The 24,705-nt window shown below is 59.6% G+C and carries 24 protein-coding genes; 16 read left to right on the plus strand and 8 right to left on the minus strand.

Translation table 11 applies throughout. The annotated features are described in order from the left end of the window. Window positions 1-2 precede the first annotated feature (2 nt). Genes ACZ9EJ_RS26605 through ACZ9EJ_RS26650 form a run of 10 tightly spaced genes read left to right on the plus strand, consistent with a single transcriptional unit; the run spans window position 3 to window position 12,558 of the window. Window positions 3-2,522 carry a VirB4 family type IV secretion/conjugal transfer ATPase gene (locus tag ACZ9EJ_RS26605; RefSeq protein ID WP_046641896.1) on the plus strand — a complete coding sequence of 840 codons (2,520 nt, stop codon included), beginning with the start codon at window positions 3-5 and terminating at the stop codon, window positions 2,520-2,522. After that, entirely contained in the window at window positions 2,500-3,672 is a 1,173-nt protein-coding gene (locus tag ACZ9EJ_RS26610) for a lytic transglycosylase domain-containing protein (protein ID WP_046641895.1), read from the plus strand. The genes ACZ9EJ_RS26605 and ACZ9EJ_RS26610 overlap by 23 nt, the downstream gene beginning before the upstream one ends. Before the next feature lie 23 nt (window positions 3,673-3,695). Then, window positions 3,696-4,487, plus strand: coding sequence for a hypothetical protein (locus tag ACZ9EJ_RS26615; RefSeq protein ID WP_046641894.1), 792 nt, complete (start codon window positions 3,696-3,698; stop codon window positions 4,485-4,487). Then, window positions 4,484-4,687 (plus strand): hypothetical protein, encoded by a 204-nt coding sequence (locus ACZ9EJ_RS26620; RefSeq protein WP_046626897.1) that lies wholly within the window; start codon window positions 4,484-4,486, stop codon window positions 4,685-4,687. Before ACZ9EJ_RS26615 ends, ACZ9EJ_RS26620 begins: the two co-directional genes overlap by 4 nt. 8 nt (window positions 4,688-4,695) lie before the next feature. Continuing rightward, window positions 4,696-5,769 (plus strand): TrbL/VirB6 family protein, encoded by a 1,074-nt coding sequence (locus ACZ9EJ_RS26625; RefSeq protein WP_046626899.1) that lies wholly within the window; start codon window positions 4,696-4,698, stop codon window positions 5,767-5,769. A gap of 60 nt (window positions 5,770-5,829) precedes the next feature. Further along, a complete protein-coding gene (locus ACZ9EJ_RS26630) occupies window positions 5,830-6,564 on the plus strand; it encodes a VirB8 family type IV secretion system protein (RefSeq protein ID WP_046641893.1) in 735 nt (244 codons plus the stop codon). An 8-nt stretch (window positions 6,565-6,572) separates the two neighbouring features. Further along, the gene (locus ACZ9EJ_RS26635; RefSeq protein ID WP_476100142.1) at window positions 6,573-7,388 is read left to right on the plus strand and encodes a TrbG/VirB9 family P-type conjugative transfer protein; all 816 of its coding nucleotides are present in this window, start codon (window positions 6,573-6,575) and stop codon (window positions 7,386-7,388) included. A 16-nt stretch (window positions 7,389-7,404) separates the two neighbouring features. Beyond that, window positions 7,405-8,742 carry a type IV secretion system protein VirB10 gene (virB10, locus tag ACZ9EJ_RS26640; protein WP_046641891.1) on the plus strand — a complete coding sequence of 446 codons (1,338 nt, stop codon included), beginning with the start codon at window positions 7,405-7,407 and terminating at the stop codon, window positions 8,740-8,742. Further along, entirely contained in the window at window positions 8,739-9,788 is a 1,050-nt protein-coding gene (virB11, locus tag ACZ9EJ_RS26645) for a P-type DNA transfer ATPase VirB11 (RefSeq protein WP_046641890.1), read from the plus strand. The genes virB10 and virB11 overlap by 4 nt, the downstream gene beginning before the upstream one ends. After that, window positions 9,757-12,558 carry a type IV secretory system conjugative DNA transfer family protein gene (locus tag ACZ9EJ_RS26650; RefSeq protein ID WP_046641889.1) on the plus strand — a complete coding sequence of 934 codons (2,802 nt, stop codon included), beginning with the start codon at window positions 9,757-9,759 and terminating at the stop codon, window positions 12,556-12,558. Before virB11 ends, ACZ9EJ_RS26650 begins: the two co-directional genes overlap by 32 nt. 908 nt (window positions 12,559-13,466) lie before the next feature. Here ACZ9EJ_RS26650 and ACZ9EJ_RS26655 read toward each other — a convergent pair. Continuing rightward, a complete protein-coding gene (locus tag ACZ9EJ_RS26655) occupies window positions 13,467-14,396 on the minus strand; it encodes a LysR family transcriptional regulator (RefSeq protein WP_046641888.1) in 930 nt (309 codons plus the stop codon). A 31-nt stretch (window positions 14,397-14,427) separates the two neighbouring features. On the opposite strand from ACZ9EJ_RS26655, the gene ACZ9EJ_RS26660 reads away from it, so the two are divergent. The 3 genes from ACZ9EJ_RS26660 to ACZ9EJ_RS26670 all read left to right on the plus strand — a co-directional run bounded on the left by ACZ9EJ_RS26660 (window position 14,428) and on the right by ACZ9EJ_RS26670 (window position 17,740). Next, window positions 14,428-15,621 (plus strand): SMP-30/gluconolactonase/LRE family protein, encoded by a 1,194-nt coding sequence (locus tag ACZ9EJ_RS26660; protein ID WP_080955828.1) that lies wholly within the window; start codon window positions 14,428-14,430, stop codon window positions 15,619-15,621. A gap of 52 nt (window positions 15,622-15,673) precedes the next feature. Continuing rightward, window positions 15,674-15,850 (plus strand): hypothetical protein, encoded by a 177-nt coding sequence (locus tag ACZ9EJ_RS26665; RefSeq protein WP_255736657.1) that lies wholly within the window; start codon window positions 15,674-15,676, stop codon window positions 15,848-15,850. A gap of 384 nt (window positions 15,851-16,234) precedes the next feature. Then, window positions 16,235-17,740: a Fic family protein gene (locus ACZ9EJ_RS26670; RefSeq protein WP_255736658.1), complete on the plus strand. Its 1,506-nt coding sequence runs from the start codon at window positions 16,235-16,237 to the stop codon at window positions 17,738-17,740. Between the two features lie 245 nt (window positions 17,741-17,985). Here the strand turns inward: ACZ9EJ_RS26670 and ACZ9EJ_RS26675 are convergent, their stop codons facing one another. Continuing rightward, entirely contained in the window at window positions 17,986-19,332 is a 1,347-nt protein-coding gene (locus ACZ9EJ_RS26675) for a hypothetical protein (protein ID WP_046641887.1), read from the minus strand. 309 nt (window positions 19,333-19,641) lie between these two features. On the opposite strand from ACZ9EJ_RS26675, the gene ACZ9EJ_RS26680 reads away from it, so the two are divergent. Then, window positions 19,642-19,983 carry a helix-turn-helix domain-containing protein gene (locus tag ACZ9EJ_RS26680; protein ID WP_046641886.1) on the plus strand — a complete coding sequence of 114 codons (342 nt, stop codon included), beginning with the start codon at window positions 19,642-19,644 and terminating at the stop codon, window positions 19,981-19,983. Between the two features lie 31 nt (window positions 19,984-20,014). Here the strand turns inward: ACZ9EJ_RS26680 and ACZ9EJ_RS26685 are convergent, their stop codons facing one another. From ACZ9EJ_RS26685 to ACZ9EJ_RS26710, 6 genes are read right to left on the minus strand one after another with little or no spacing between them, the layout of a single operon-like run. Continuing rightward, complete coding sequence (locus ACZ9EJ_RS26685; RefSeq protein WP_046641885.1) at window positions 20,015-20,560, minus strand: hypothetical protein; 546 nt, start codon at window positions 20,558-20,560, stop codon at window positions 20,015-20,017. 22 nt (window positions 20,561-20,582) lie between these two features. Further along, window positions 20,583-20,954, minus strand: coding sequence for an FtsB/FtsL family cell division protein (locus ACZ9EJ_RS26690; RefSeq protein WP_046641884.1), 372 nt, complete (start codon window positions 20,952-20,954; stop codon window positions 20,583-20,585). A gap of 7 nt (window positions 20,955-20,961) precedes the next feature. Next, window positions 20,962-21,276, minus strand: a complete 315-nt coding sequence (locus ACZ9EJ_RS26695) for a hypothetical protein (RefSeq protein WP_046626914.1) — start codon at window positions 21,274-21,276, stop codon at window positions 20,962-20,964. Then, window positions 21,277-21,900, minus strand: a complete 624-nt coding sequence (locus tag ACZ9EJ_RS26700) for a thermonuclease family protein (RefSeq protein WP_046626915.1) — start codon at window positions 21,898-21,900, stop codon at window positions 21,277-21,279. It abuts the gene before it with no gap. Continuing rightward, entirely contained in the window at window positions 21,897-22,547 is a 651-nt protein-coding gene (locus ACZ9EJ_RS26705; protein ID WP_255736661.1) for a thermonuclease family protein, read from the minus strand. Before ACZ9EJ_RS26705 ends, ACZ9EJ_RS26700 begins: the two co-directional genes overlap by 4 nt. After that, window positions 22,547-23,227, minus strand: a complete 681-nt coding sequence (locus ACZ9EJ_RS26710) for a hypothetical protein (protein WP_046641883.1) — start codon at window positions 23,225-23,227, stop codon at window positions 22,547-22,549. The genes ACZ9EJ_RS26705 and ACZ9EJ_RS26710 overlap by 1 nt, the downstream gene beginning before the upstream one ends. Window positions 23,228-23,533: 306 nt before the next feature. Between ACZ9EJ_RS26710 and ACZ9EJ_RS26715 the strand changes: the two genes are divergently transcribed. Both ACZ9EJ_RS26715 and ACZ9EJ_RS26720 read left to right on the plus strand, forming a co-directional pair. Continuing rightward, window positions 23,534-23,734, plus strand: coding sequence for a hypothetical protein (locus ACZ9EJ_RS26715; protein WP_255749884.1), 201 nt, complete (start codon window positions 23,534-23,536; stop codon window positions 23,732-23,734). A gap of 162 nt (window positions 23,735-23,896) precedes the next feature. After that, on the plus strand, window positions 23,897-24,646 hold the full coding sequence (locus ACZ9EJ_RS26720; RefSeq protein WP_046641881.1) for a ParA family protein: 750 nt from the start codon (window positions 23,897-23,899) through the stop codon (window positions 24,644-24,646). The last annotated feature ends 59 nt before the right edge of the window (window positions 24,647-24,705 follow it).

The following is a 24,705-nucleotide window of genomic DNA, read 5'->3' on the forward strand; positions in this document are numbered from 1 at the left end:
CCATGAGCACGATGGCAAGATCACTGAAAGGAAGCTTGGCGAAGGGATGGGAGATTTTTGCCGACCGCAGCATCTCGACCCATGTCCCGTTCTACGTGCCGATCGAAAACGGCATCATCCGGCTGAAGAACGACTGCCTGATCTCGACCATCAAATTGACGGGATTCTCGTTTGAGACAGCCGATATCGAGACGATCAACATGTTGCAGCGCCAACGCAACTCGGCGTTTCGGGCGATTTCGTCCATCGGCAATTTCGCGCTCTACACCCATGTCGTCCGTCGCAAGGTGGCGCCATCGCTGCCCTCGAGCTTCGCCGATCCCTTTATGCGGCGCCTCGATGACGTCTATCAGTCGAGGATTTCCAGAAACGAGATGTTCGTCAACGACACCTATGTCTCGCTGGTGGTGCGTCCGCTTTTCAAAAAGGGATCGGTTCTCTCCCGCGTCATGGGCGTGGGCGGCAACGTCGTGCGCAAGGAGCAGTTCCGGGCGATGCGCGACAAGCTGGTCGAGGCGACAAAGGCGTTGGAAAAGTCGCTTGCCCCCTATGGCCCGAAGGTCCTGCGCGACGTGCAGCGTGTGGCGGCCGATCTTGGTAGCGGAAAAACGTCCTATCGCGACGTCTCCACGGATATGGTGGGCGAGGATGGGACACCGAAGGTTTGGTTCTCCGAACAATGCGAGTTCTTCTACACGCTCCTGAACGGAGGCAGGGTCAGACCGATCCGTCTCGGGAGAGTTCCGATCGACGAGATGCTGCCGGCGCGCCGAACGTCGATCGGCAATCGGATCATCCATCTCCAGGGCGATACCCAGGACGAGGATCGTTATGCAGCGATAGTGTCGCTGAGGGAATATCCGCCGGAGACCGGCGCTGGCATGCTCGATTATATCCTCAAGCAGCCGTTCGAAATGGTGCTGACCCAATCGATGTCATTCATCGACGACATGGCAGCCCGCAGCCGGATCGAACGGCTCGACCGGCAGATGTCTAAAGCCGACGAAGGCGGCTCCAGCGTCCAGGCCAATCTCGACATTGCCCGCGACGAACTCGCCCGCAAGCGCGTCGCTTTCGCCGAGCACCATCTGACCGTCATGCCAGTCGCCAAGTCGAAAGCTCAGCTCGATGACGCGGTCGCCTTGGTCGGCAATGAACTGGGCGCGCTCGGTGCCTCCTATGTCCGGGAGGATCTGAACGCGGAGCCCGCCTACTGGGCGCAGCTGCCCGGCAATCAGGCCTATATCGCGCGTCGGGCTTTGATTTCGACGCTCAACTGCGCGGGCCTTAGCAGCTTCCATGCCTATCCCTATGGTAGGCCGGACGGCAATCATTGGGGGCCGGCGATCACCATCTTCGAGACGACATCAGGCACGCCGTTCTTCTTCAATTTCCATCAGGGCGATGTCGGGCACACGACAGTGTTCGGGCCGACGGGCTCGGGCAAGACAGTGATCATGGCCTTCCTTATCCTGCAGGCATATCGGGTCAGCCCGCGCCTGAAGACGATCGTCTTCGACAAGGATCGTGGCCTCGACATCATGGTGCGCGCTGCGGGCGGCACCTACATGACGCTCGAACCTGGCCAACCGTCAGGATGGAATCCGCTGCTTCTCGACGATGCCGAGGATAATCGTATCTTCCTGTATGGGCTCTTGAGCTTCATGCTGAAGCCTACGAAGGAAGGCGAAAGCCTGACGCCGCAGGAAGAGGCGATCATCCGCAATGCGATCAAGTCCGTCCTCAAGACCAAGGATCGCTCCTATCGCCGTCTGTCGTCGCTCCGCGCCCTGCTTGCCGGCAGCGAGAGGACCGAGGGCAGCCTGATCGCCAGGCTCGACAAATGGGTCGATCGCGGCCCCTATGCTTGGCTCTTCGACAATGCCGACGACAATCTCGACATCTCCAGGCCGATGATCGGCTTCGACATGACATCCATCCTCGACGATCCTACGGTCCGGACCGCGGCCCTTCTCTACATGTTCCATCGGCTTGATGCGATCTATGACGGCAAGGCGCCGATCATCAACCTGATGGACGAAGCCTGGAAGCTGCTCGACGACGACGAGTTCAAGCGTACGATGAAGGACTACTTCAAGACCATCCGGAAACGGAATGGTCTGGTGATTTTTGGCACGCAGTCGGCCGATGACGTGGTGCGATCGAGTGTCAGCCGGACGATCATCGAGCAGACGTCGACCAACATCTTCTTCGCCAATCCGAAGGCTGATGAGACCTCTTACATGGAGCATTTCGGTCTCTCCAAAGCCGAGTTCGAATGGGTCAAGAACGGCGACCCCAGTTCGCGCTACATGCTGATCAAGCAGGCCAAGAGCAGCGTGATCGCGCGGGTCGACATGTCCCACATGCCTGAACTCATCAAGGTGCTGTCCGGCCGGGAAGAAACGGTGCGCGAGGTCGAGATGCTGCTCGATGAATATGGAGACGATCCGAAGCACTGGCTGTCGAAATTCTGCAACTTGGAAGAGGACGCGTCCGATGAAGAACGCAGGGCTTCCTGAACTGACCACAGTCAGTGTTCTGGTGCTGGCGACCGTGGTGGCCTCGGCCGCCCGTGCGCAGGTGCCGGTGATCGACAATGCCCGCCGGAACATCCAGCAGGCGACCGAGAACTGGTACAAGACCTACCAGGCCGATATGCAGGCATTGAAAGGTGCCTCGGGCGGAACGACGGACAGCGTAGCGCCCGGCGAAGGCTCCGGTGCACCCGCCGATTGCTCGGCAGAAGGAATGGCCGGCGACACCGCTCCGGCAGGACCAACGAAACGGACGCCGAGCCAGCAGCAAGTCGCGCGGATGGTCGAAGACGAGGCGATCCGCCAGGGTGTCGATCCGAATTTTGCGCTCGCCATCGCCGAGCAGGAATCGCGCTTTCGGCAATCCGCACGATCGGCCGTCGGCGCCACCGGCGTCATGCAACTTATGCCGGGAACGGCAGCAGGGCTTGGCGTCAATCCATACGACAGTCGGGACAACATCCGCGGCGGCATCAAATACATCAAGCAGCTGCAAGGGATGTTCGGCAATCGCTATGACCTGATCGCCGCCGGGTACAATGCCGGCCCTTATCGCCAATCACTCCAAAACGGGCAGATTCCTAACATCCCGGAGACCCTAGACTATGTCAAAAAGGTCTCCGCCTACTATAACCGTAACAAGGCGCAGAATGGCGACCGCACCCCGTCGCCCGGAACTGAAGCCGAGTTCGAAACCGTGAGCGACAGCGAGGGATGCGGCGAACAGCTGAAGAAGGCCGTCGATCGCAATACCGAGGCTCAGATCGAGCGCGGCAAGGTGTGGAATGAGTTCGTCCAAAAATCGACCGAGGCGAACCAGCAATATCTGCAGCGTCTTCAGGCCGGCCTGCGGTCTTCCTCGGCGAACCTGCGAGGCTCGGGCGGCGGCAATGCGAAAGACCATGACGGTTCGCTTGTCATGGCCCAGGTCCAATGCCCGTCGACGATCATTGATACCGGCAGCACCCGCTGCTTTGCGGTGCCGTCCACCGCCACCACGAAACAAATTCAGCGCTGGCTCGAGGATCTCCAGGAGCAGGCACGCGCCAATGGCACTGTGGCGACCTTTTCGGCGATGGCGGATCCGGCGCTTGGGCTGGTGACGGTCGTCGACGCCAGACCGGTCGCGAATTGAGCAGGCAAGGAGAGGACAGGCAGATGAGAAAACTCTTTATCGCGACAGCACTCAGCACCACTACCATATCGCACGCCTTTGCGCAGGTGCCGGTCAAGGACTCGGCCAATATCTCGATAAGTCAGGAGATCGAACGGCTTTCGAAGCAAATCCAGGAAGACACATCGGTCGTCAAGGACAACACGACGAAGACCCTGCAGGCGGTCACCGGTGATCGCACGCAGGACGCCAGCCAGTTCGCCAGGCTTGCGACCGGCAACGGGTTCAGCATGGGGCAGGCTCCAAGCTTCAACAGCATCCTGTCGGGCAACCAGGCTGTGTTCGGTGGTATCGGCGGTGAGTTCCAGAACACGGCGGCCAAGCTGATCAATGGGCTCAATCTGGTGAAGATGGTGGTCGATACCGTCAAGGGCGGCGAACTGTCCGGCGCAAACCAGGCCTATTCGCAAGGCATCAACGCGCTAACGACACTGACGGCGCTGACCGATGCAATGAACAGCGCCACGAAGGACCGGCAGAACTCCTTCATGCAGGCAACGCAGCAGATCGGCACGGCACAGGACCTGAAGGGTGCGCTCGAACAGAACACCCAGATGGTGCTGCAGGGCAACCAGACCGCCAACGAGGCCGTCGGCTCGCTCAACAATCAGGTCATGCTTCTGAACCAGCAATACAAGGCAGCGCTCGCGACCTCGTCCCAGAACCTCAAGACGTTCGCAACGCTTCCCGACAGTGTGATGCGCGATGGAGACGCTGGCTGGCAAAGCGTTTCCGTCCGCGACAGGTTACGGGCATTCGAGGAGCAGAACCAGTGAAGCTCGCGCTGATATTCGTCATTGCAACCCTATGCGGCTGCGGCGGCAAGTTCGAACAGCTTGCGAAATGCTCGGCGGACGAAAATCCCGTGCCTGCCCTTGCCTTCGAGAAGCAGCAGAAGCCGACGGCGCCGGAACGGGCGCTGGCTCAAGCCATCAGTGACGACTGCGGTCCGATGCGGCCTGCCAATCGATCCTAGGGGGCGAAATGGATCCGGTCAGCTACGCGATCAATTTCTATGGCGATGCGCTCAGGTATTTCGACAAGATCAACGAAGCGTCCATGGAAAGAGCCTGGGGGCTCTTTGCCGAAAACGGCAATCTGATCTCGAGTTTCCTTGCGCTGTTTCTCATCCTCTATTTTCTCTGGGCTGCGCTGGGCCTCTCGAGTGTGTCCCTGCAGGACATGGCGATCACCGCATCCAAGCTGGCGCTCGCCTATGCGCTGATCATGTCCTGGGCCACCTTCTACGACAACATCGGGCAATTCGTGCTGTCGTCGCCGCAGGATCTCGGTGCGGCCATTTCCTCGGCGATGGGCGGGCAATCCGCCGGGTCCGATCTCGCCAGCCAAGTCGCCTCGATGGCGCGTAAGGTCTACGACTTCACCATGCAGCTCTTCAATTCCTATGAATCCGGCTGGCTGCCGAACGTCACTGGCGCCGTGGTGGTCTTCATTGTCCTGGTCTTCGGCCTGCTTCCGATGCTGCTCATTCTCACCGGCGTGACGCTGTTTGCCAAGATGATCACCGCCGTCATGCTGGCGATCGGGCCGATCGCCATTCTTTCCTATTTCTTCGGCATCTCACGCTTTGTCTTCGACGCCTGGGTTAGGGGCATCGCCTATGGCATGTTCATGCTGCTCTTCACCTACATCATGGCGGGCCTGTCGTTCGGGTTCCTGATCGGGATGATGGACACGATCAATGGCGACATGGCGACGAAGGAGAACGCGCTGGCGATTGTGCTGGCCATGGTGCTCTATCTCGCACTGATCTCCTATTTCATTTTCCAGGTTCCGGACTTCGCCCGCACCTTCGCCTACGGCACGATGACGTCGGGTGCTCAAGGAGGCGGTGGCGTCACCGCGATCTATGGCGCCGGCCGTTCAAGGCTTGCATCCAGCAATTCGAGCGCCGGGCAAGCTGCTGCTGTGGTGCTTGGCATGCTCGTCGGGCCGAAAGGCGCGCTGGCAGCGAGTGCTCTCGCTGCGCGCGGCACGGTGGCGGGCGCTGGAGCGCTCAGCCGAATGCTCACAAATCGCCGCCGTAACGCTGAGTGATCAACGCGATGGCGCAAATGTTTTCGGGATTTTGACGTCCACGACTTTGAGGTTTGAACTTTGACATTGTTGAGAAAGCAGTCGCAAGCCGCGCGAAATGACCAGGTTGCCGGTCCGCAGGATATCTACGATCAGCATCTCTCCTGGGGGAAAAAGAACCGCTCGCTTCGAACCCTGATCGGTCTCATTCTCATGATATTTGCCGCGGCCGGCTGGGCCGTCGCAGGTGTGCTTTCTTTTTCGGTGGCGCAGCTATTTCCCCTTGTCCGCACAGAGGTCGTGCCTCTGATCGTCGATAAGAACACCGGCTACATGGAAACCGTCACGACGCTGGAGAAGGACCGGACGACCGTCTCGGAGAACCAGGCAGTCCGCGCAGCCTTTGCCGGCAACTACGTCATCCGGCGAGAGACTTACGATCCCCGCTATCTGTCGGACAATTTCGACATGATCGCCCTTTGGTCGGAACCGGGCTCTGAAGCCTTCAAGGCTTATGAGACATGGATGAATCCCTCCAATCCGAGAGGGCCGGTCAAGACGTTCGGGGCGACCGGCGAAATCCGTCCGGAAATCCTGTCGGTCAATCCCCTCAACGCCTCCACCATGGCTGTCCGCTTCGAGACGCGGGAGCGCCGGCGCGGCGGCGACGTCGTCAATCGCTGGTCGGCGACCGTGCGCTACCGGCAGATCAATCTTCCCGCCAGCAACCGGGTTCGTCTCTATAACCCTCTCGGTTTTGTCGTGACTGAATATGCGAAGGTTCCCGAAACCATGCCGTCGGGGATCGCTGAATGATGAGGCGGATGGCGGTCATTTCCCTCTTGATGCTGCTGGCGCCAACGTTTGCCCATGCCGAACTGGTCGCGCGACCGGGACGACTCGACCCGAGGATTCGGTCATTTCCCTATTCGGCGGAGCAGGTGTTCCTGGTGACGGGCACCTATGGATTGGTGACAACCATCCTGTTCGGCGCGGACGAGGAGATCACCCAGGTGGTGGCCGGCGACACCATTTCGTGGCAAATTCTCACCTCGGCCGACCGGCGCTCCCTGACCTTGAAACCGATGGAAAAGGACGCAGCGACCAATCTTTCGGTCGTGACCTCGAAACGGACCTACTCGTTCGATCTGCGCGTCAACGACAGCAAGGCGATGCAGAACCAGACCTTCAAGCTGCGGTTCATCTATCCCGAGGATGCCGGCTTGAAAGGCACGGCAGAGCTTTGGAAGCAGGCGCAGGAGGCCGAGCGCAATCCGAACATCAAGAACATTCGCCGCGACAATGTCAATTACGACTATGGCTTCAAAGGGAGCGATGCGGCCAAGCCGCTGTGGGTGTTCGACGACGGGCTGAAGACCTTCATGAAGTTTACCGGCGACGTTCCGGCGATCTTCATCGTAGACGGCAAGCGGCGGGAGAGCCTCGTCAACTATCGTCGCGAGGCCGATTACATTGTCATCGATAAGGCTTCGCGGCAGTGGACACTGCGGTTTGGCACCGAGGCCGAGACCTGCCTCTTCAACCTGAGGACTGCGCCCGCTGACGTGCCGGCCCCAATCGAGGGTGCGGTTGGGCCCAAGCGGATCGGCGGCGGGGCCACTTATCACCAATCGCAATAACGATAGGAGGGACGTCATGTCGGATCCCAACTACCATTCGATCGATAGCGACACCTCCATCGGGGGAGAGGCCAGGCGAGCGGGAATAGGACTGATGCGTCCAATCGCGGTTGTCGCGGGTATCGCCGGTGTTGGTGTCGTCCTCTATTTTCTTGTTGCCGGCGGCGAGCAGGAGCCGGCAATCGACACGACGCCGCGCGAAGAGTTTCGCCCGGTGCAGACCCCTCGCAACGAAGGCTTTCGAACACCGGCGCCCCCGCCGCTGCCCACGGTGGAAGTCCCCGAGGCTCCTCCGCCGCCTCCGCCCCCGCCACCGGCCCCGGTCGTCCCGGCAGCCGCCCCGGTTGCGCCTCCGACGGAGGTTGATTGTTCGAGAGGCAAGAATCCGGACAACCCCAAGTGCATCGAGCTCGCGCGACAGGCCAAGGTTCTGGAACGCGTGCGCTCCTCGGCCATGGTTTTTGATCAATCGGACCAGACGAACGGAGCGGCGCACGCATCCGCTGGTGCCTCGGCGGCGGGGCCATTTGGCTCAGGAGCGGGGTCGGGCGCGCAGCGGGCACCTGCCTTGGAGGGCGGCGGTGCGGTTGATAACGATCGCGCATTCCTGAAGGCGATGGGCGGACAGGGGGTGGAAGTCTCGGTCGCCTCCGAGAACCACCGCACCGATGCCTGGATCCCGCAGGGCACGATGATCCGCGGAACGCTGGAGACGGCCATCAATTCCGATCTTGCCGGCATGGTGAAGGGGATCGTGCGCGAGGACGTCTATTCCTTCGACGGCCGTCGCATTCTCATCCCGGCTGGTTCGTCGCTGATCGGCGACTACAAGTCCGGCGTCGAACGCGGACAGGAGCGCATCCTGATCGTCTGGACGCGGATGATCCGTGGCGACGGCGTTTCGGTGCAGCTTGGTTCTTATGGCACCGACCGGCTTGGGCGTTCGGGCATGACGGGTGTCATCGACCGAAAAAACTGGGAGCGGTTTGGGCCGCCGGTATTGATGACGCTAATCGGCGGCGCCACGCAATACATCGCCCAATTGGGCCAGAGGCAAGACCGCGACATCACCATCGTCAACGACAATGGCAGCATCACCCGCATCCCGCAGGACAATGGCGGGACATCGCAGGATCGCGCCCGCGAAATCGCAGCCGAAACCATTGCGTCTGGCATCCAGCAACTGGGCACGGAAGCGTTTCAGGATAGCCGAAACATCCGGCCGACCATCCACATCCCGCAAGGCTCCGACATCAACGTCTTCGTCACCCGCGATCTCGATTTCGCCGAGCTCTATCCCGATCCGGTTCGCGAGCGGTTCGACCGCTTGCGCAAGCAGAGATACGGCAAATGAACGCGCGCCCCGCAATCTCCGCCGAACAGCATTTTCTGGCCGAGGCGCTCGAGCCGATCCGGGCCTTCCTTGACGATCCCACCGTCGTCGAGATCTCCTGCCAGCGCAGCAACGAAATCTGGCTCGAGAAGATCGGCCAGCTCAGCATGTTCATGCAACGGATTGACGGTCTCGACCAGGACGCAATTCGGCACATGGCCTCACGGGCGGCGTCGTTTACCAAGCAAACCGTCAATGCCGAGAGCCCGCTGTTGTCGGCGACACTCACCGGCGGCGAGCGCGTCCAGTTCGTGCTGCACCCGACCTCGGCAACAGGCCACGCCTTTTCGATCCGCAAACAGTTCATCCGCTGCTTCGATCTCAACGACTATGAAAAGGCCGGCGCGTTCCGTTTCACCAAGGTTACGGGCGACGACTATATCGATGATGTCGATATCGAGCTGTCGGGGTTGCTGCGGGCTGGCAGGGTTCGGGATTTCCTGGAACTTGCGGCGATCAACCGCCGCAGCATGCTGATCTCCGGCGGGACGTCGACCGGCAAGACGACATTCCTCAACACCATGCTGACGGCCATTCCGAACCATGAGCGGTTCATCCTGATGGAGGACACCGCCGAGCTGGAGCCGTTGCAGCAGAATGTCGTGTCGCTGCTGGTGTCAAAGGGCGGGCAGGGTAAAGCGAAGGTTTCGATGACCGATTTGCTGGCCACGGCACTCCGTCTTCGGCCCGACCGTATCTTCATGGGCGAGCTGCGCGGCGACGAGGCGTTCGACTTCCTGAATGCCATCAACACCGGGCATCCTGGATCAATGTCGACGATCCATGCGAACTCGCCCCACCATGCCTTCAACCGTCTTTCGACGCTCGTGCTGAACAGCAGTGTGCGCATGGAGCGTGACGATATCATTCGATACATCCGCTCGATCATCCCGATCGTGGTCCAGTTGAAGAAGAACGATGCCGCCGGCGGCCGCGGTGTCAGCGAAATCTACTTTGCCGATGAGGTGGACGAAGATGGCAAGCGTATCCACGCACACCGAGACTGACCGGCCAAGATGGACCGGTCTGCAGAGAGCCTCGCTGTTCACGTTGCCGCTCGTGTTTTTCAGCATCGGCATGCTCTGGCTGGCCTTTTTCACGCTGATCTACGACGCTTATATATCCTCTTTTGGTTCGGCCTCCTACTTCGGCTATGTCACACAGGTGCGCTTCGTCGATGCAATTCGCTACACGTTGTCGATCATCTACACCCGCAACACGATCGGATTATCCCTCCTGGCGTTTGCCCTTTCCTCGCCGTTTCTGTTTTTTCTCCTTTCCCTCTGGATGCTGAAAGGAGGACGGGCGCTGTCGCGCAAGATCCTCTACCTTTTGCATGTCCGGTCGATGTTCAGCCTGATCACTCACACGGCTCTCATCTTCGCAGCCGCCTATGCCGGCGTCATTGCCTACGGCGTCGGCTTCTATCTCGTCGCAACCAAGGCTGGTGAATATGCCGAGATTGCCAAGTATTTCGGCAATCATCTCGCTGCCATGTATCAGGCGCCGTTCGGGGCCACCGACGCAGCCGGCGCGTATCAAAAGCCCTCCCGGCAGACGGTGCTCGCCACGCTTGGTGGTCTGGCCGCCGCCGGCGCTCTGATAGGATTTCCAATCGGCGCGACAATCCAAAAGCGTCACCGGATGATCATGGGCAAGGCACGCCTGGCGACCCTGAAAGATGCCTCTGACTTTCGGCTGCGCGACAAGCATGGCATCGTGCTCGGACTGAAGCAGGGACTTCTGCTGCGCAATGATGGCGACCAACACGTCATGGTCATCGGCTCGCCAGGGCAGGGCAAGTCGCGTGGCTTCGTCATTCCGACGATGATGAGTTTTCAAGGGTCGCAGGTCGTGCTCGACATGAGCGGCGAATTGTTCGCGGAGACATCGGGATATCTGAAGGACAAGGGATACGAGATTTTCCTGCTGGCGCCGGGATCGAGGTTCACAGACGGCTACAATCCGCTCGACCTGATCAGCACTGATCCGAACCAGAGGATTACCGATCTGCAGAAAATGACGCAGATGCTGTTGCCGGAGCGGCTTCGGTCGAACTCCTCCGACTTTTGGGAGGAGAGCGCGAGAATTCTGCTCACCGCGATGCTGGGTTTTGTTCTTGAGTGCCCAGACACGCGCAAATCGCTCAGCGAACTCTACCGGATTCTCAACTCAATGTCGGATGAGCGCAAGGCGATCATCCAATTGCTGGAAAATTACGAGCCGGTGCTCTCCGACCAGACCCGCATGCAACTCACCAAATTCGCCGGTCGTCACGAAAAGCTCGGCGAAGGAATCGCGGCAGAGATCGTCGCCAAGCTCAATTTCCTGCAGAACCCGCTGGTCGAGGCGCTGACCTCGATCACCACTATCCCGATCGACGCCATCCGAAAGCGTAGGCTCGTGATCTACGTCCAGGCCGACTGGAATGCGATGCAGATCTACGAGCGGCTGATCTCGATCTTCATCCAGCAGATGGCCGACAAGCTCGTGCAGATGGGCGAATTACGCAATGGCGAGCACGAAGTTCTGATGATGCTCGACGAGTTCGGCAATGGCGGTCGCATCGACACGGTCCTGACACTCGCCCCTCTGATCCGCAAGAACGGGGTGCGCTTCGTCTTCATCCTTCAGGACGGCGCTCAGCTTGAGCGATTGTACCAGCGCGCCGGCCAGAAGATCCTGATGGGCGCTTCAACGATCAAGATATTCATGAATTTCCAGAACCAGGACGATGCGACCGCTGTCTCGTTGGCCGCTGGCAAGACGACAGAGTGGGTCGAGCAATCATCCTATTCCCATCGTCATGGCCGTAGGCAGCGCTCGGTGTCGAAAATGCCGGTTGCCGTGGATCTTCTTCCGGTCAACACGCTGATGATGATGAAGCCCGAAGAGGCGATCCTGCAGGTCACCGGCATGCCGCTGATGCGCATCATGAAACTGGATTCCGGCGGAGAGAGAATGTTTGCGAAGGTGCGGAGATTCAAGATGGTGACAAGGCCCTGTCTGAAGCCTGTCGAATGGACGATTGCCGACAGTGACAACTTCAAACCGGCCGTCCCGTTGGCGACGAAAGCGCCGAAGCGAACGGATCAGACAGGCTCGCGAGGTGCGGCGGCTGACATCGATTTTACTGCTGTCGAACGCCCTCGACAGGCCCACGATGTACGCTTCATCGTCAAGGAAGGAGTTCGCCATGTCTACATTTCCTCGCTCGATGAACTGCGCCGTCGCCTGGGTCTCGATGAGAAACGAGTAGTAGGTGTGGCCGAAGAAGATCTTCGAAATGAGGAACAGCAGCCGGGACAGAAGCAGGCATCTGGCGCTGCTGCCTGGAAAGATAAGCACCGCGGCAGGAATGGACCTCGCGCCAAGCCTGCCGATGATGTCGATCTCGATATCGACGAGGAGAAGCTCAATCGAAGTGTCTACGCGGCTCCTGCTGTAAAACGGAGCAAGCAACGGAGCGATTCATCTGTCGCCGCAGATCCAAACCTCAACCGGAGATCGGATACGCCGGTGCTTCGACGTCAGGAAGTCAGAGAGGCATTCGGAGGGGATCTTCAGGCCTTGAATGAAGCGATCTTCCGGCAGGCAGAGGAGAGTGTAATGGAGCCAGCGGAACTAAATACAGACGTCGAACTCCTGATAGACGCCCTCTCGGGCCGCCTGAGGGGGGACGGTTCAAGAGCCTATCTGCGCGAATTCGCTGACCTAGCGCGCGATCCGCTGCGCGAAGATGAGGAGCAATCCGAAGCCGAGCGGCGTGACGGATAGCGCGCCCGACGAACAGGAGAACAATATGGTCAAGATCAGACACCTCTCGGGTCGTCATCTTGCGGGCGAGCAAAGTCTCGACCGGATCGTTGCCGCCGCCAGGGCCGATCCTGGCCTCTGGCTGATGGTAAAAGAACGCGAAATGGAAATGCGCGCTAAGCGGCGAGTTCCAGCGCCTCGATGCGGACCCGAGCGACCTCGACCACCTGTTTCCGACCAGGCTGACGCCGCGGCTAGCGGAGCTTGTCGAGGAACTCGTGTCGCGCATCTTCGCAAGCTGCCCTCCCGAAATGCTGGGCCCCGTTCAGGAAGCCCTGCTTGATACCGCGAAACGAGAGCTGGAGGCGTGCAGGGAGCACGATGCCCGATAGTGGCTTACCTGCCGGGTGGTAAACCTATTCGACCGCTCAAAGGTGGATAATCACGACACGTCAAGAGGTGGACATGACGGAATTTTATCCCGCTCTTGTTGGGGGAATAGCCGCTGGACTGTGTGTATGGGGCGCGCAGACTCTTGATAAATCCTATTGGGCCTGCGGCAGCCGCAGCAGGAAGTTCTCTCGGCGTAGTAATTGGGCAAAAGCTGATTTCTCGATGAGGTCTGACCGACAATTAACAGGGCCTCGGCAATATCGCGAAACTCGGTCGCGAAACTCTGCAGACTGTGTCAAAAGCCCGCAAGAGACGGTGACCGCTTAACCGAGCCGCCCGGCGACCCGTGCCACTTCAGCCCCTCGCGCAGCTTCACCGTCATCGTGGTGGCGTCGGCGGACAACGCCGATCTCGGGTAGTTTAAGAGAGACGTGCGGAGTAACTGACATCTCAAATTAACTGCTAAATCTCAAATAATGTGCCGTGCTATCTCCTTGAAATGGTTGCAGGCATGGTTTCACGATTGACTGCCAAAATCATTCCGATTCTAAGCGGTGCCATGGCACGCCGTTCTCGAACATAGCCGTCACCCACCGGATGAATGCTTCAGTTCGCGCCGGCGCGAACTCCTTGGACGGCCGGACAAGATAGATTCCCTCGTTTGCAAGAAACCGCCAATCTGGCAGCGCCTGAACTAATGTGCCTTTCTCGAAATCGCGTGACATCGACCAGTCTCCGAATGCGACGATGCCGATGCCCTGCCTTGCTGCTTCGAGCAACGCACCGATGTCGTTCGAGCGATAGTTTCCGTCAGGTAGGACTGTCTCGCGAAGGCTACCTTTCCGCAGCTTCCATTCCGGGGATGATACTGGCCCCGTGTATCGCAGCAGATTGTGAGCTGCGAGGTCCTTGGGGTGGCGGGGAGTTCCGCGCCGCTCCAGATAGCTTGGTGACGCGCCAAGAACAATGTGATGATCCGCGAGTTTGCGTGCGATCAACCGGCTATCGCCAAGCGTTCCGAGACGGAGCGCCGCGTCGAAGCCCTCACCAACGAGGTCGACGAAGCGCTCGGCGTAGTCGACCTCGATATCGAGCCCGGGGTACTGGTGGGCAAAATCCGGCAGCGCAGGCGCCAGCCATAGCCGCCCCATGGCAGCCGGGAAAGCAAGACGCAACCGCCCACGCAATTCTGATCCACCGGCCACAGCCTCCTGCTCGGCTTCGAACATGGCGGCGGCGGCGTTTTCCAGCCGCTCAGTGAGGCGTGCACCCACGTCCGTCAGGCGCACCCGTCTCGTCGTCCTCTCGATGAGACGCACCCCCAGCCGACGCTCGAGTGCGGCGATGCGCTTCGAAACGATCGTTGGATGACGTGCAAGAGCTATACCTGCTGCGTTGAACGAGCCTGTTCGAGCCACGGCCAGCAAAGCCGAGTATTCGTCCGCGCGACCTTGATCCAACTCCATATGATAACTGTCTTCTCAGTCCCGCTATGCCATGTCTATTGCTGCATCCTATGCAGTTATGTGCGGCGCTGCACGTGGTTTTTCGGCTGAAGAAAGAGGGATATCGGATAATTCCGGCCTGTTTCGAGGGCCAATCTATCCTCGTGAACCTTGGAGTGATCAAGTGATCTACCTAAAAAGCGTTTGGGGTCTAAAGCCAAAATGGCGTGCCATGGCTGCTGCCGCCGTCATCATTGGAACGACCGCGACGTTGTCGCCCGCAGCCGAGACAAAGACCGCTGCGCTTGTCGCAGGCCCCATTGTCGCCTCCGGAGCCAAGCTTGAGAAGCTCTTCGATGGCGGTTACTGGACAGAGGGCCCAGCAGTCGGTCCAGATGGCAGGATCTATTTCTGCGACTTAACCATGACTTTTGCCACAGGTATGGAGGCCGGCAACATCTGGGTCTATGATCCTGCCAAAGGTCAGACCTCTCTGTACCGCTCGCCGAGCGGTATGGCAGCCGGAATCAAGTTCGACCATGACGGTAACATGGTTGTCACTGAGGGTGCCGATTTTGGCGGTCGAAGCGTTATCCGGACCGACGCGAAAACCGGTCGCTCGACCATTCTTGCCGGCCTTTACAAAGGCCGTCCCTTCAACGCTCCCAATGATTTGGACATCGACGACAAGGGGCGCATCTACTTCACCGACCCGCGCTATTTCGGTTATGAGACAATCGAGCAGCCCGTATCGGGCGTATATCGCATCGACCCCGATGGCTCCGTTCATCTTATTCTCGCTGATATAGCTCGACCAAACGGTATTGCACTCTCGCCGGATCAGAAGACCCTTTACGTGGCCGAACTCGATCCCCTGCTGAGTGATTGGCGCATCGATAAGGTCCCGCAGGCGAGCGGAGCAATGCGACTGCTGGCTTACGACCTCGCAGCCGGCGGTGCCGCCAGCAATCAGAGAGTTCTCGTCGACTACGGGAAAGAGACCGGCCCTGACGGCATTGCGGTGGATTCGGCTGGCAACATCTACGCTGCGGTCTCCGCAGCCAGTCGGCTGGGCGTTAGAATTTACAGCCCGGATGGAAAGGAGATTGCATTTGTTCCTGTGCCAGATGTAAACGCGGTGACGAATATTGCACTGGCCTCACAGGGTGGTCGGACCTGGCTCTACATTACCGCGACCAAGGGACTCTACCGCATCGAGACAAAGATACTTGGACGGGCGCGATAACATTGTCTGGCGCCACTGCTCGCACGGTCGCTACCGACGGGGCGGGCATGCGATGATCGTCGTCATCGTCCTGATCCTCGTCAGCACCCACCTCATCCATTCGATGCTCGATCGCGAGAGCGTCGATGGTCAACACCATCCGGTCTTTCACGTCGAGATCGGTCAGAGCCAGCAGCGAAGCCCGCACGATCTTCTTGCCGGTGGAATATCCGGCACATGGATGTCATAAACAACCCAGCCGAACACGATCGATGACAGTCGAGCGGCAACTGTCGCCGTTGCGTCGAACAAAAAGGCTGCAGTGAATGCGGCCTTTTTTCATGTGGGTCCTCATGACCTGGAGATTACTGTTGGACTCGCCTAGACGACTGCGACTGTATAACGGCCTGACCTTGCGCGGAACTCGGTGCGCCGCGGCATTCTTCCTTGTGACTCACCAATTGGCCCTAGTCCCGATCCGGCATTGAATTGAATTTCATGCATCGTGGCCTGATTGTATCGATTTTCATTGTCTGAGATTGATTTTCATGACATTCATCGTCTGACGATCGTTTTTCGCGAGCGAGTATCGAAATTCATGACGCTTGGGCAAAAGAAGCCATTCTCAGACGCAATGAGCGTTTTTCACGGGCGCTGGTTACCGGAGCGAGCGCTCCCTGTCGGCTACGCCGCCCTGATCGACGCCTTCGAACTGCCCGTCCCTGCGCCGATCAACCTTGCCGCCATTGGTCCGCGCCACAAGATCTATCAGGCTGACGGCTGGAAGCTCTACACGCCTCGCCACCAACCTGAAACCAGCCTCATGGGTCATCTGACCTTCGCGTTGCGTTACGAAGGACTGGATCTGGCCGTACTCAAAGCTCTGTTTCAGGTGACAGGGCCGGAGCCCGTTACCGAGATCGTCCGGGCTGCACCGACCGGCGCATATGCGCGGCGTCTCTGGTTTCTCTATGAGTGGCTGCTCGATGCCAGGCTAGATCTCGATGACGCGGTCCAGGGCACTTATGCCCCTATCGTCGATCCCGATCTCCAATGGGCGGTGGATGGAACGACATCCCCGCGCCATCGGGTGAAAAACAACCTGCCGGGCACACCCGATTTCTGCCCGATGATCTTCCGCACACCTGTGCTGGACGCTTTCGTCGCCCGCAATCTCGGCGAGGAGGCGCGGCGCCTGATTGCCGAGGTGCCGGCCGACCTGCTCGCCCGCACCGCAGCCTTCCTGCTCCTGAAGGATTCGCGGTCGAGTTTCCAGATCGAGGGCGAAGACCCACCACAAGATCGCATCCAGCGATGGGGGCAGGTGATCGGGGAGGCCGGCCGCCATCCCATCGACCGCGCCGAACTGGAGCGATTGCAGCGAGTTGTCATCGGTGACGCGCGTTTCGTGCACCTCGGTTTGCGCACTGATAGCGGCTTTGTCGGCGAGCATGATCGCTTGAGCGGCGCGCCCATTCCAGATCATGTCAGCGCAAGACATGAGGACCTGCCGGCATTGATCGACGGGTTGACCGCCTTCGACCGCGGCGCGGCGCGGCGGCTCGATCCGGTCCTTGCGGCCGCTGCGCTCGCCTTCGGCTTCGTCTATATCCATCCGTTCGAGGACGGAAACGGACGTCTGCACCGCTACCTCATCCATCATGTGCTGGCTGAGCGCGGTTTCAATCCGCCAGGGCTGGTGTTTCCCGTCTCGGCTGTCATTCTCGATCGCATCGACGATTACCGGCGCACGCTGGAGACCTATTCGCGCCGTCTGTTACCCCATATCCGTTGGCGCTCAACCGATCGCGGCAATGTCGACGTGCTGAATGAGACGGGCGATTTCTACCGTTATTTCGATGCAACGCCGCACGCGGAGTTCCTGTTCGAATGCGTGGCGCGGACAATTGACGTCGATCTGCCCGCAGAGACCGCCTTCCTGAAAACTTACGATAGCTTCAGAGCTGAAATCGCTCGGATGATCGACATGCCGGACAGGCTGTTCGATCTCCTGTTCCGTTTCCTGCGCCGGAACGACGGCAAACTGTCGAAGCGGGCGCGTGAAAGGGAATTCGCCGCCCTGACGGACGAGGAGGCCACGCGCATCGAGGCTATCTACGCCGATCTTCAACACACCTGATCAGGACTGTCCCGGCGCGCCTGGACGCCGCGAGCCGGTTGTCAGGATATTTCCTGCACCAGGAGCGATCGAGCTCTGCCTTCACCTAGACGCTGCGGAGCCGTCTCACGCCTCGAGCATGCGCAGGACGGTCTCGAAGAGGAGCAGGGTGCCGGCGGTTTGCATCACCCTCTGCACAAGAGAGGCCGACGCGCGCCTTCGGGCAAAAATCGCTCGGGAGAGCTTCCGATCCTATTTGGGTTGCCTTACGCATTACGAATCCGATCGATCACCCAGTCTTGCAGGCGTTTGGCAGTGACTGACGCTTTCCCCTCAGCGAGATCCTCGGCAGAGATGCCGAAGTTCGGTCCGAGATGCTTCATTCGCGAAACGGTCCTCTCCTTGGCCTCTCTATATTCTTCGGTCTCCATGCCGAAAGCCTCGACGATGAGCGTTACGGGCTTACGCTCATTGTAAGTCGCTTCTATTACGAAGTCCGGTCGGCATGGTCCGAACGGCGTTTCTGACGCGAAAAGCGGCTTGGTGACCTTGACGCGGAGTTCCGGGGCGGCCTCGAATAGTGACCTCTGAAGCCAGAATAACAGATGCGAAACCTCCCTTTCAAAACCGGATTCCACCGGAAACAGGGTGTCACCGTTATAGACCGGCTGTGCATAGGCCTGGACTGCCCGCACCGGCCCTTCGTCGTCATCGTGGAAGTCGACATTCAGCAACGTCAGGAAGGGGCCGCGACACGCTGGATGGCCGCGCAACGGTTGCCGCACTCTTCCAAGCACGTCGATCGCCCGCGACGACGACGCCGGCATGATCGTCTGGGTGGATACGCTTGTCGCAAACAGCAGCATAAAGCCGGTGCGGCGAAGCGTTGCTGGCCAATCCGAGCGCGAGCTTTCGAGCAGTCGTTGCCAGCGGCTCTCAGGTTCCCAGTAGTCGGCCGCCCAGGTCGACATCAACGCGCTAAGCGTCCAGGTCCGTAGGACCCTGAGCCCCTTCGCGGCGGCACGGAGCCTTGAAAGCTGATCTTGCAGCGCAAGATCGGGATCGTCCTGCAGCGGCTGGATAACGTTCGTGCCGGCCTTATCGAGCAACTGCCACAGGATACCTCCAAGCCTGGATGGCCGATCGTTTCGATCGGGCGATCGGGCGGGATCCGGGTCCGCGATATCCGCAAGGCGGTCGGGAATGGCCGGCAGTGCGTCAATGTAGCTGCGATCGGATTTTCTGACTGGCCGGATGTGATAGCTTCGATCGACGAGCGCCGGAATGGCGTCCTTGTCGACATGAAAGGGGCAGGCGCGCGCATGGTTAGGTCTTTCCTCGTGTCGAAGAGGATCGTCATCCTTCGGCGTCAGCCGCCGCAGTGTGAATGTGCGCTCCTGCCGGATCGGGGCGAGCAATGGCTGGCACTTACCGGCGAGGCAGTCGCATTCGATCCAGCCGTTCATCACCTTGACGCGCCTGATTACCGAAAGAGCGATGGCTTCGTCCTCGCTCGACGCTGCATTGCCGTACCAGGCGCGGAGTGCGGCGGCCTCGTTTTCGGTGATTTCGGCCAGTGCATAGGCCGGACTGTTTCGGACGACTATACGCATGCGATCTAGGGCCCCGCTCTATGCTGGCCGCTATGTGGACGGCAATCCCTCACTAGTCCGCTTGCACCAGCTGATCTTAGCGGTGTAGGTGTAAGAGGCGTAACGAAGGTGTGAACTATCCAGCAACATGGATGAACAACAACCGGCTTACGCATGGTGGTGTAGGTTGCCAGTCGATATCGGGTATTGGATGAGCAAGAGTCTATCTCGGATAGTGCGACTCCACAGGCGTGGCGGGCTCTGTCTTCACTTTGTTGGAGTATCCAGCCGTCGTCGATCAACAGGATCTGCGACCAAGGAAGACGTTCGATGCCTCGAGTGAAACGCGACATTCCGGTCGAACCCATCGACATCTCTTCATTGGAGATACTGACATTCCAGGAACGGCTCGCGATCGGCATTGAGCGATTGAAGGCTGAGCGTGGCGTAACGAACAGGGTGCTGGCCGAACAGCTGGGCGTGGACGAAGCATACATATCGCAAGTGGCCCGGGCGATGCGTGACGTCAAACTGTCGACCCTCGACAAGATGCAACGCGAGTGGAAAGTCGTTATCGAGGATTTGCTCAAGGTCACCGAAGCCGACCTCCCTCGGATAGCGGTCTGGAAAGCGCGACGCAGACCAAAGAAATCGAACGAAACATCGCCCTGATCTTCGCCGCTGCGGCAGGTCTCAGTGCGCGCTAGTGGTTCAGATTGAACCAGAACCTCTCCTTCACGCCTGTGTCATTCGGAATATCGAAGAACCAGGGATCCGCGCGCCGCGGCCGGGGAGTTGCGATCTCCTGAATGCAGCTCTCAGCTTCCCGATCGTAGCGCCGGTTTATCGTCAAACCTGTTGACGCGACATTCGTTTCGAGCCGGCTCGGCGACCGGCAAACATCGACTGTCTTGATGCACTGGTCGGGCTCGCCGCGGCCGCCGTTGTCGCCTTGCGAGCTGTAGCCGACCGTGGTTCCCGTGGGGCAATCCTCGTAGATTTTCCGCCCTGGCTTTCCCGCGTTGGCCTCATGGCAAATGGGCCACGAAAATCCGGGCCTCGACATCGCGGCGATGAGCCTTGTCATGGGCGGGACGCAATAGGGGACGCCATGCCAGGACGGGCTCTTCGATGCCGCGCATAACAAGACCTGACATCCCCAGGAGGCGCCTTCGGCTTCGGCCGGCCCGGCTGTTAGCCCTCCGGCCGTGCCGGTCAAACCTGCGACAAAGATCATGATCGCTCTCATTGTTCACCTACGTCCGTATCATCTATTGGATCTGCGTCCAGGCACCATCGATCCTCGCAAACGACAGGACACCGGGCCGCTTCGTGCCTGCAAACGAGCCGCTCGCCGTGGTGATGATGCCGGTGCAGGTAACGTCGGGCACAGCCGGGCGAGGTATACATTCGGACATCCGGATCGAGCGGCCAGACCTGGCGATCGCAGCTCTTGCCTCCTCGTCGTTTGGAAGCCCTACCTCCAACCTCTGCTGTACCTCGGTCTTCAGCCGGGCGATCTCTTGTTCGAGTTCGATTATCTGACCGGTTCGCAGCAACTCGTTGATCGCGTAACCGCCCCCAGTTCCAACGAGAAGAGAGATTGCGGTGGCGAAACCGGCACCATCGTGAAACCTACTCATCGCGACCTCAATATCCCTCGATTCCGAGACGCTTCAGGATAGCGATGGCATCGGTTTCGCACTCCTTCTTCCATTCAGGGTGTTTCGCGCAAGCATAGGCGTATTGGCTGAGATCGGCCGAGGACAGGTCGGCAAGTCTGTTGCCGACCGCCTTCCATTGTTGCACCTCCGCCGGATCGCAACCGGCGCCGCCCGCGCCGCAAAAGTCCGGATCGCGTCGTTCGATCTGCGTTTTGGTGGCGCCGTCTTGCGCGCAGGCCGCGATCGGGGGCACGACAAACAGGAGCGCCGCAGCGGCCAGGGATTCGGTAGAGCGTTTCATTCAACCTCCATGCGTGTCTGAGAAAGACAACGGGCCGTCCGGGGTGGCCGGCAAGGGAAGGGGCAGGCCCACCGCGGACTCTGGCGAACGGCTGTCGGATTGTGCGTCATTCGGGATAGATACGGTGTAAAGCCACGGCGGCAGCAAGTCGGGCGACGACCAGACGCCAAACCCGAGCCCGCGGGCTTTTCTCTCGATATCGAAATACGCAGGCACCTGAGGTTCATTGCGGTAGTTGAACGCGTAGCCGATGCCCTCCGCAATGGCGGCCGCCGCCAGATTGGTCTCGCCGACAAAACAATGGGCGATCAGGACCTTGTTGGTGTCGCGACCGATCGGCGTGCAATTGACGTTCTGGCCAAGCGTTCGAAGGATCATCCAAGCGCGCGAGACCTGCCCCGCCGGCCACGTCACGTCGTCGCTCGTCGCCGTCTGCTCCAGGCGAGGGGCTTCGTATCCAGCGAGCCGGACAACCTGACGGCTGTTGATGAATTGGAATGTGACGCTATCGACAACCTGCACCTTGCCGTAAATCTGGCGTGGCACGTCGGTCGGTCGGCCCTGGGCCGGTGATGCCGTCGGGGTTACGGCAAGCAATATCATCGAGACGGTGGCACCTTTCATCGCGGTACCCCCGCCTGCTGCGCGAGTATTGAGACAGGGTCCGGCAAGTCGGAATAGGCCCAGAGGCCCGCGCGCACGGAACGCGCGCTTTCCTCGGCAACCCTATATCCGGGAACGATCAAATGCCCGGCACCATCGACCGCGGCAAATCCCCATCCTTGAGCGATCATATAGGTTGCCAGATCGTAGCGATGTTGGCCTGCCGTCGTTTGGCACGCGACGACCGCATTGTTCCCGTCGATGTCCTTAATATTCGTGCAGACGGGTCGCGTGTCCCTGATCAGGGCCTGTGTCATGATCACGTTGAGTTCTCCGCAATCCCGGACAGCACCGCCGGAAATTGTGATGCTGGTGCCGCGCAGGCACGCCTGCAGTCCATAGAGCCGATACCGTCGCCCGCCGGAGATCCAAGTATCGCCGGTCTCGAATTGCGCTTCCGCAGGGAACGGCAGGAATTGGGACGGTGCGCGCGCCCCATCACCGGTCGCCGGACGTTCGGCGTGCGATGTCTGAACAGGAACGACCGGAGGCGAGACCTCTTGAGCGCGTGGAATTTTGACGCCGCCAAGCATTGGCATGATGGTGATGCCAACATAAAGGCCGGAAACTGCGATCGTCGAAATCACCATGAGTGCCCAGATCCGCATCAGAGTTTTGTTGGATTGGCGTGGTAGCGTTCACCGCAGGGATGCGCGAAATGGGCGTTGGCCCAGATCCCGGCTCTTGCGTTGCGCGCGGCTTCTTCGGCTCGGGCATATTCCGGAAAGCGGGGTCGCCCCGAGCCGTCGCGAGAGGCAAACGCTACTCCCCTGATAATGAGCGTTTCCGAGAGCGACCGCACCGCGCCCTCCTCCATGAAAAAGCATTCCGCGAAGCGCACGGTCGGTCGACCAGGATTCCACGTCAGCTCATGGCACGGGAACGCGTTGCCGGCACTTGCTTTTGCCTCGCCAACAACAGCAGTTAATCCGGCAAGCGAGATCATGGCGCATGTCGCGACCACATCCGCATATTCTAATCGGTCGGCAGAAAGGCAGCTTTGCATCCCGGCCAAACTAACAACTGCCCTATCGGCAACGAGAAATGCGCTGGCGCTCAGCGCGGCTTCCGGGCTGACGCTTTGCAGATCAAGCCGTTTTGCGATCGACATCGTATCGGCTGGCGTCCGCGGCCCGGGGGGCAGGTCTTGCCCTCGCGCATAAGCGTTCTGGCAATAGCTGACGAACTCCGCCGGCGTGCCGGCCCGCGCGGCTATCGGCAGAGTGATCAAGGACGCGAGAAGGGTCCCTCTGAGGGGGCGATAGGGTCGCCATGCGCCATTTTTCATGCTCGCATCCGTCAGCTGTTGCTTGCCTGATCATGCACAAACTTGTACTGTAGTGCAAGTATTGAAAATGTGCCAAGATGAAAGTAATGTCGTCCAGACGCTCAATTTGCATGTGGAGACAGGCAGATGGTGGTGCATCGACTGGCGGTCAGGGCCTTCACCTTTCCATTCCGGGCGGCGTGGTTCTTGATCTTTATCGCGAACTTTTTGCCGGTTCCAGCGGCCTGCGCTCTGGTCGCGGGTTTTCTGGGCTACGCGCTTGCATTGACGCTTTCGTATGGGTTCTGGCCGTCAGGAACAACTGAGGTGCTTTGGCAATGGGCGGCCGATTTCTATTCCAGCTCTTTCTGGTTCAAGGCTGCGACGATCTGCCTCTTCATGCTCCTTGTCCTGCCGATCCCGCGGTATTGGCCGGCGAGGGATGTGCTTGTCGATGCGACCCATGACCGCGAAACGGTGCGGCTGAACGATGACCTGATCGCGGCGCGACAGCGCGGACAGCTCTGAGCGAAACTTCGTGCCCGAACGCTGGATTTCGGGCGCGTCTGCCAAGGGCGTTGGTGCGACGACAACGCCCTGTCTCGGCGTATAGCGGCTGTTCATCCATGTCACTCGGCCCGATCTCTGGTCGCGACGCCGGTTGTCCGACCCAAACGGTTGAGGAATTCCATGACAGTCAAACCTCTCTCGCTTGCCATTTCGACCTTCAAGGGCGGCGCCGGGAAATCGACCCTCAACGTCAATCTTGCAGCGGAGTTCGCCCAGCAAGGGCACAGAACGCTGCTGATCGATTGCGACGAGCAGGAGTCGTCGACGCGCTGGTACAATGTCTCCATGAAGCGGGGGTTGCTGCCGACCGACGGAACGTTGCTTTATTTGCGCGTTGCCCCGGGAGACAGGTTTCGGGGTCGGCTCGACAATGCTCCGGAGGCGGATATTCGAATCTACGATGTAGGCGGCTACGTGCATCAGCGCGCTGTCGAAGTGTATCACGAGTGCGACGCCATTCTCATTCCGGTCATCCCCGAGCCGACCGCCGCGACGTCAGCCATCAAGGTGGCGACAATCCTGAAGGAAATCTCGAGGAAACGGGATCAGGGACCGATCCCTTATGCAGCGATCTGGAACTACGTGGACATGATCGCCCTCAGGCACAACCGGTCCTTGCCCGAGGTCCACGCGATCCTGACAAGCGGGAATATCCCGATGGTCGAGACAGTTGTCCGGAAAAGCAACTATTTAAGCGATGTCGGCGCCGGTTACGGCTCGCTCTATTCCAAACTTTCCGCCATCGGGAATAATCCCTCGCTGACGCCCTCGGCCAAGCGACGTGCCTCGGAAAGTGTGCTTGATGCGATTGATCTGGTGAAGAGGATCAACAACGAGTTCATCGGCCTGCTCCAGGCGGAGGCAGCATAAACGATGTCGAGGGAAAGAACGCCGGCCGGAAACATTCTCGCCCTGGCCCGATCACGGGA

The organism is Neorhizobium sp. USDA 3394, assembly GCF_056280385.1.

What these genes read in the sequence shown, in the direction of transcription:
- ACZ9EJ_RS26690 (WP_046641884.1), bottom strand. Translation starts at nt 20,954, where the DNA reads ATGAGTAGGTTTCACGATGGTGCCGGTTTCGCCACCGCAATCTCTCTT.
- ACZ9EJ_RS26675 (WP_046641887.1), bottom strand. Translation starts at nt 19,332, where the DNA reads ATGCGTATAGTCGTCCGAAACAGTCCGGCCTATGCACTGGCCGAAATC.
- ACZ9EJ_RS26695 (WP_046626914.1), bottom strand. Translation starts at nt 21,276, where the DNA reads ATGAAACGCTCTACCGAATCCCTGGCCGCTGCGGCGCTCCTGTTTGTC.
- ACZ9EJ_RS26670 (WP_255736658.1), top strand. Translation starts at nt 16,235, where the DNA reads ATGAGCGTTTTTCACGGGCGCTGGTTACCGGAGCGAGCGCTCCCTGTC.
- virB11 (WP_046641890.1), top strand. Translation starts at nt 8,739, where the DNA reads ATGAACGCGCGCCCCGCAATCTCCGCCGAACAGCATTTTCTGGCCGAG.
- ACZ9EJ_RS26685 (WP_046641885.1), bottom strand. Translation starts at nt 20,560, where the DNA reads ATGAGAGCGATCATGATCTTTGTCGCAGGTTTGACCGGCACGGCCGGA.
- ACZ9EJ_RS26610 (WP_046641895.1), top strand. Translation starts at nt 2,500, where the DNA reads ATGAAGAACGCAGGGCTTCCTGAACTGACCACAGTCAGTGTTCTGGTG.
- ACZ9EJ_RS26650 (WP_046641889.1), top strand. Translation starts at nt 9,757, where the DNA reads ATGGCAAGCGTATCCACGCACACCGAGACTGACCGGCCAAGATGGACC.
- ACZ9EJ_RS26625 (WP_046626899.1), top strand. Translation starts at nt 4,696, where the DNA reads ATGGATCCGGTCAGCTACGCGATCAATTTCTATGGCGATGCGCTCAGG.
- ACZ9EJ_RS26705 (WP_255736661.1), bottom strand. Translation starts at nt 22,547, where the DNA reads ATGCGGATCTGGGCACTCATGGTGATTTCGACGATCGCAGTTTCCGGC.
- ACZ9EJ_RS26615 (WP_046641894.1), top strand. Translation starts at nt 3,696, where the DNA reads ATGAGAAAACTCTTTATCGCGACAGCACTCAGCACCACTACCATATCG.
- ACZ9EJ_RS26655 (WP_046641888.1), bottom strand. Translation starts at nt 14,396, where the DNA reads ATGGAGTTGGATCAAGGTCGCGCGGACGAATACTCGGCTTTGCTGGCC.
- ACZ9EJ_RS26700 (WP_046626915.1), bottom strand. Translation starts at nt 21,900, where the DNA reads ATGAAAGGTGCCACCGTCTCGATGATATTGCTTGCCGTAACCCCGACG.
- ACZ9EJ_RS26635 (WP_476100142.1), top strand. Translation starts at nt 6,573, where the DNA reads ATGGCGGTCATTTCCCTCTTGATGCTGCTGGCGCCAACGTTTGCCCAT.
- ACZ9EJ_RS26665 (WP_255736657.1), top strand. Translation starts at nt 15,674, where the DNA reads ATGATCGTCGTCATCGTCCTGATCCTCGTCAGCACCCACCTCATCCAT.
- ACZ9EJ_RS26720 (WP_046641881.1), top strand. Translation starts at nt 23,897, where the DNA reads ATGACAGTCAAACCTCTCTCGCTTGCCATTTCGACCTTCAAGGGCGGC.
- ACZ9EJ_RS26680 (WP_046641886.1), top strand. Translation starts at nt 19,642, where the DNA reads ATGCCTCGAGTGAAACGCGACATTCCGGTCGAACCCATCGACATCTCT.
- ACZ9EJ_RS26710 (WP_046641883.1), bottom strand. Translation starts at nt 23,227, where the DNA reads ATGAAAAATGGCGCATGGCGACCCTATCGCCCCCTCAGAGGGACCCTT.
- virB10 (WP_046641891.1), top strand. Translation starts at nt 7,405, where the DNA reads ATGTCGGATCCCAACTACCATTCGATCGATAGCGACACCTCCATCGGG.
- ACZ9EJ_RS26605 (WP_046641896.1), top strand. Translation starts at nt 3, where the DNA reads ATGAGCACGATGGCAAGATCACTGAAAGGAAGCTTGGCGAAGGGATGG.
- ACZ9EJ_RS26660 (WP_080955828.1), top strand. Translation starts at nt 14,428, where the DNA reads ATGTCTATTGCTGCATCCTATGCAGTTATGTGCGGCGCTGCACGTGGT.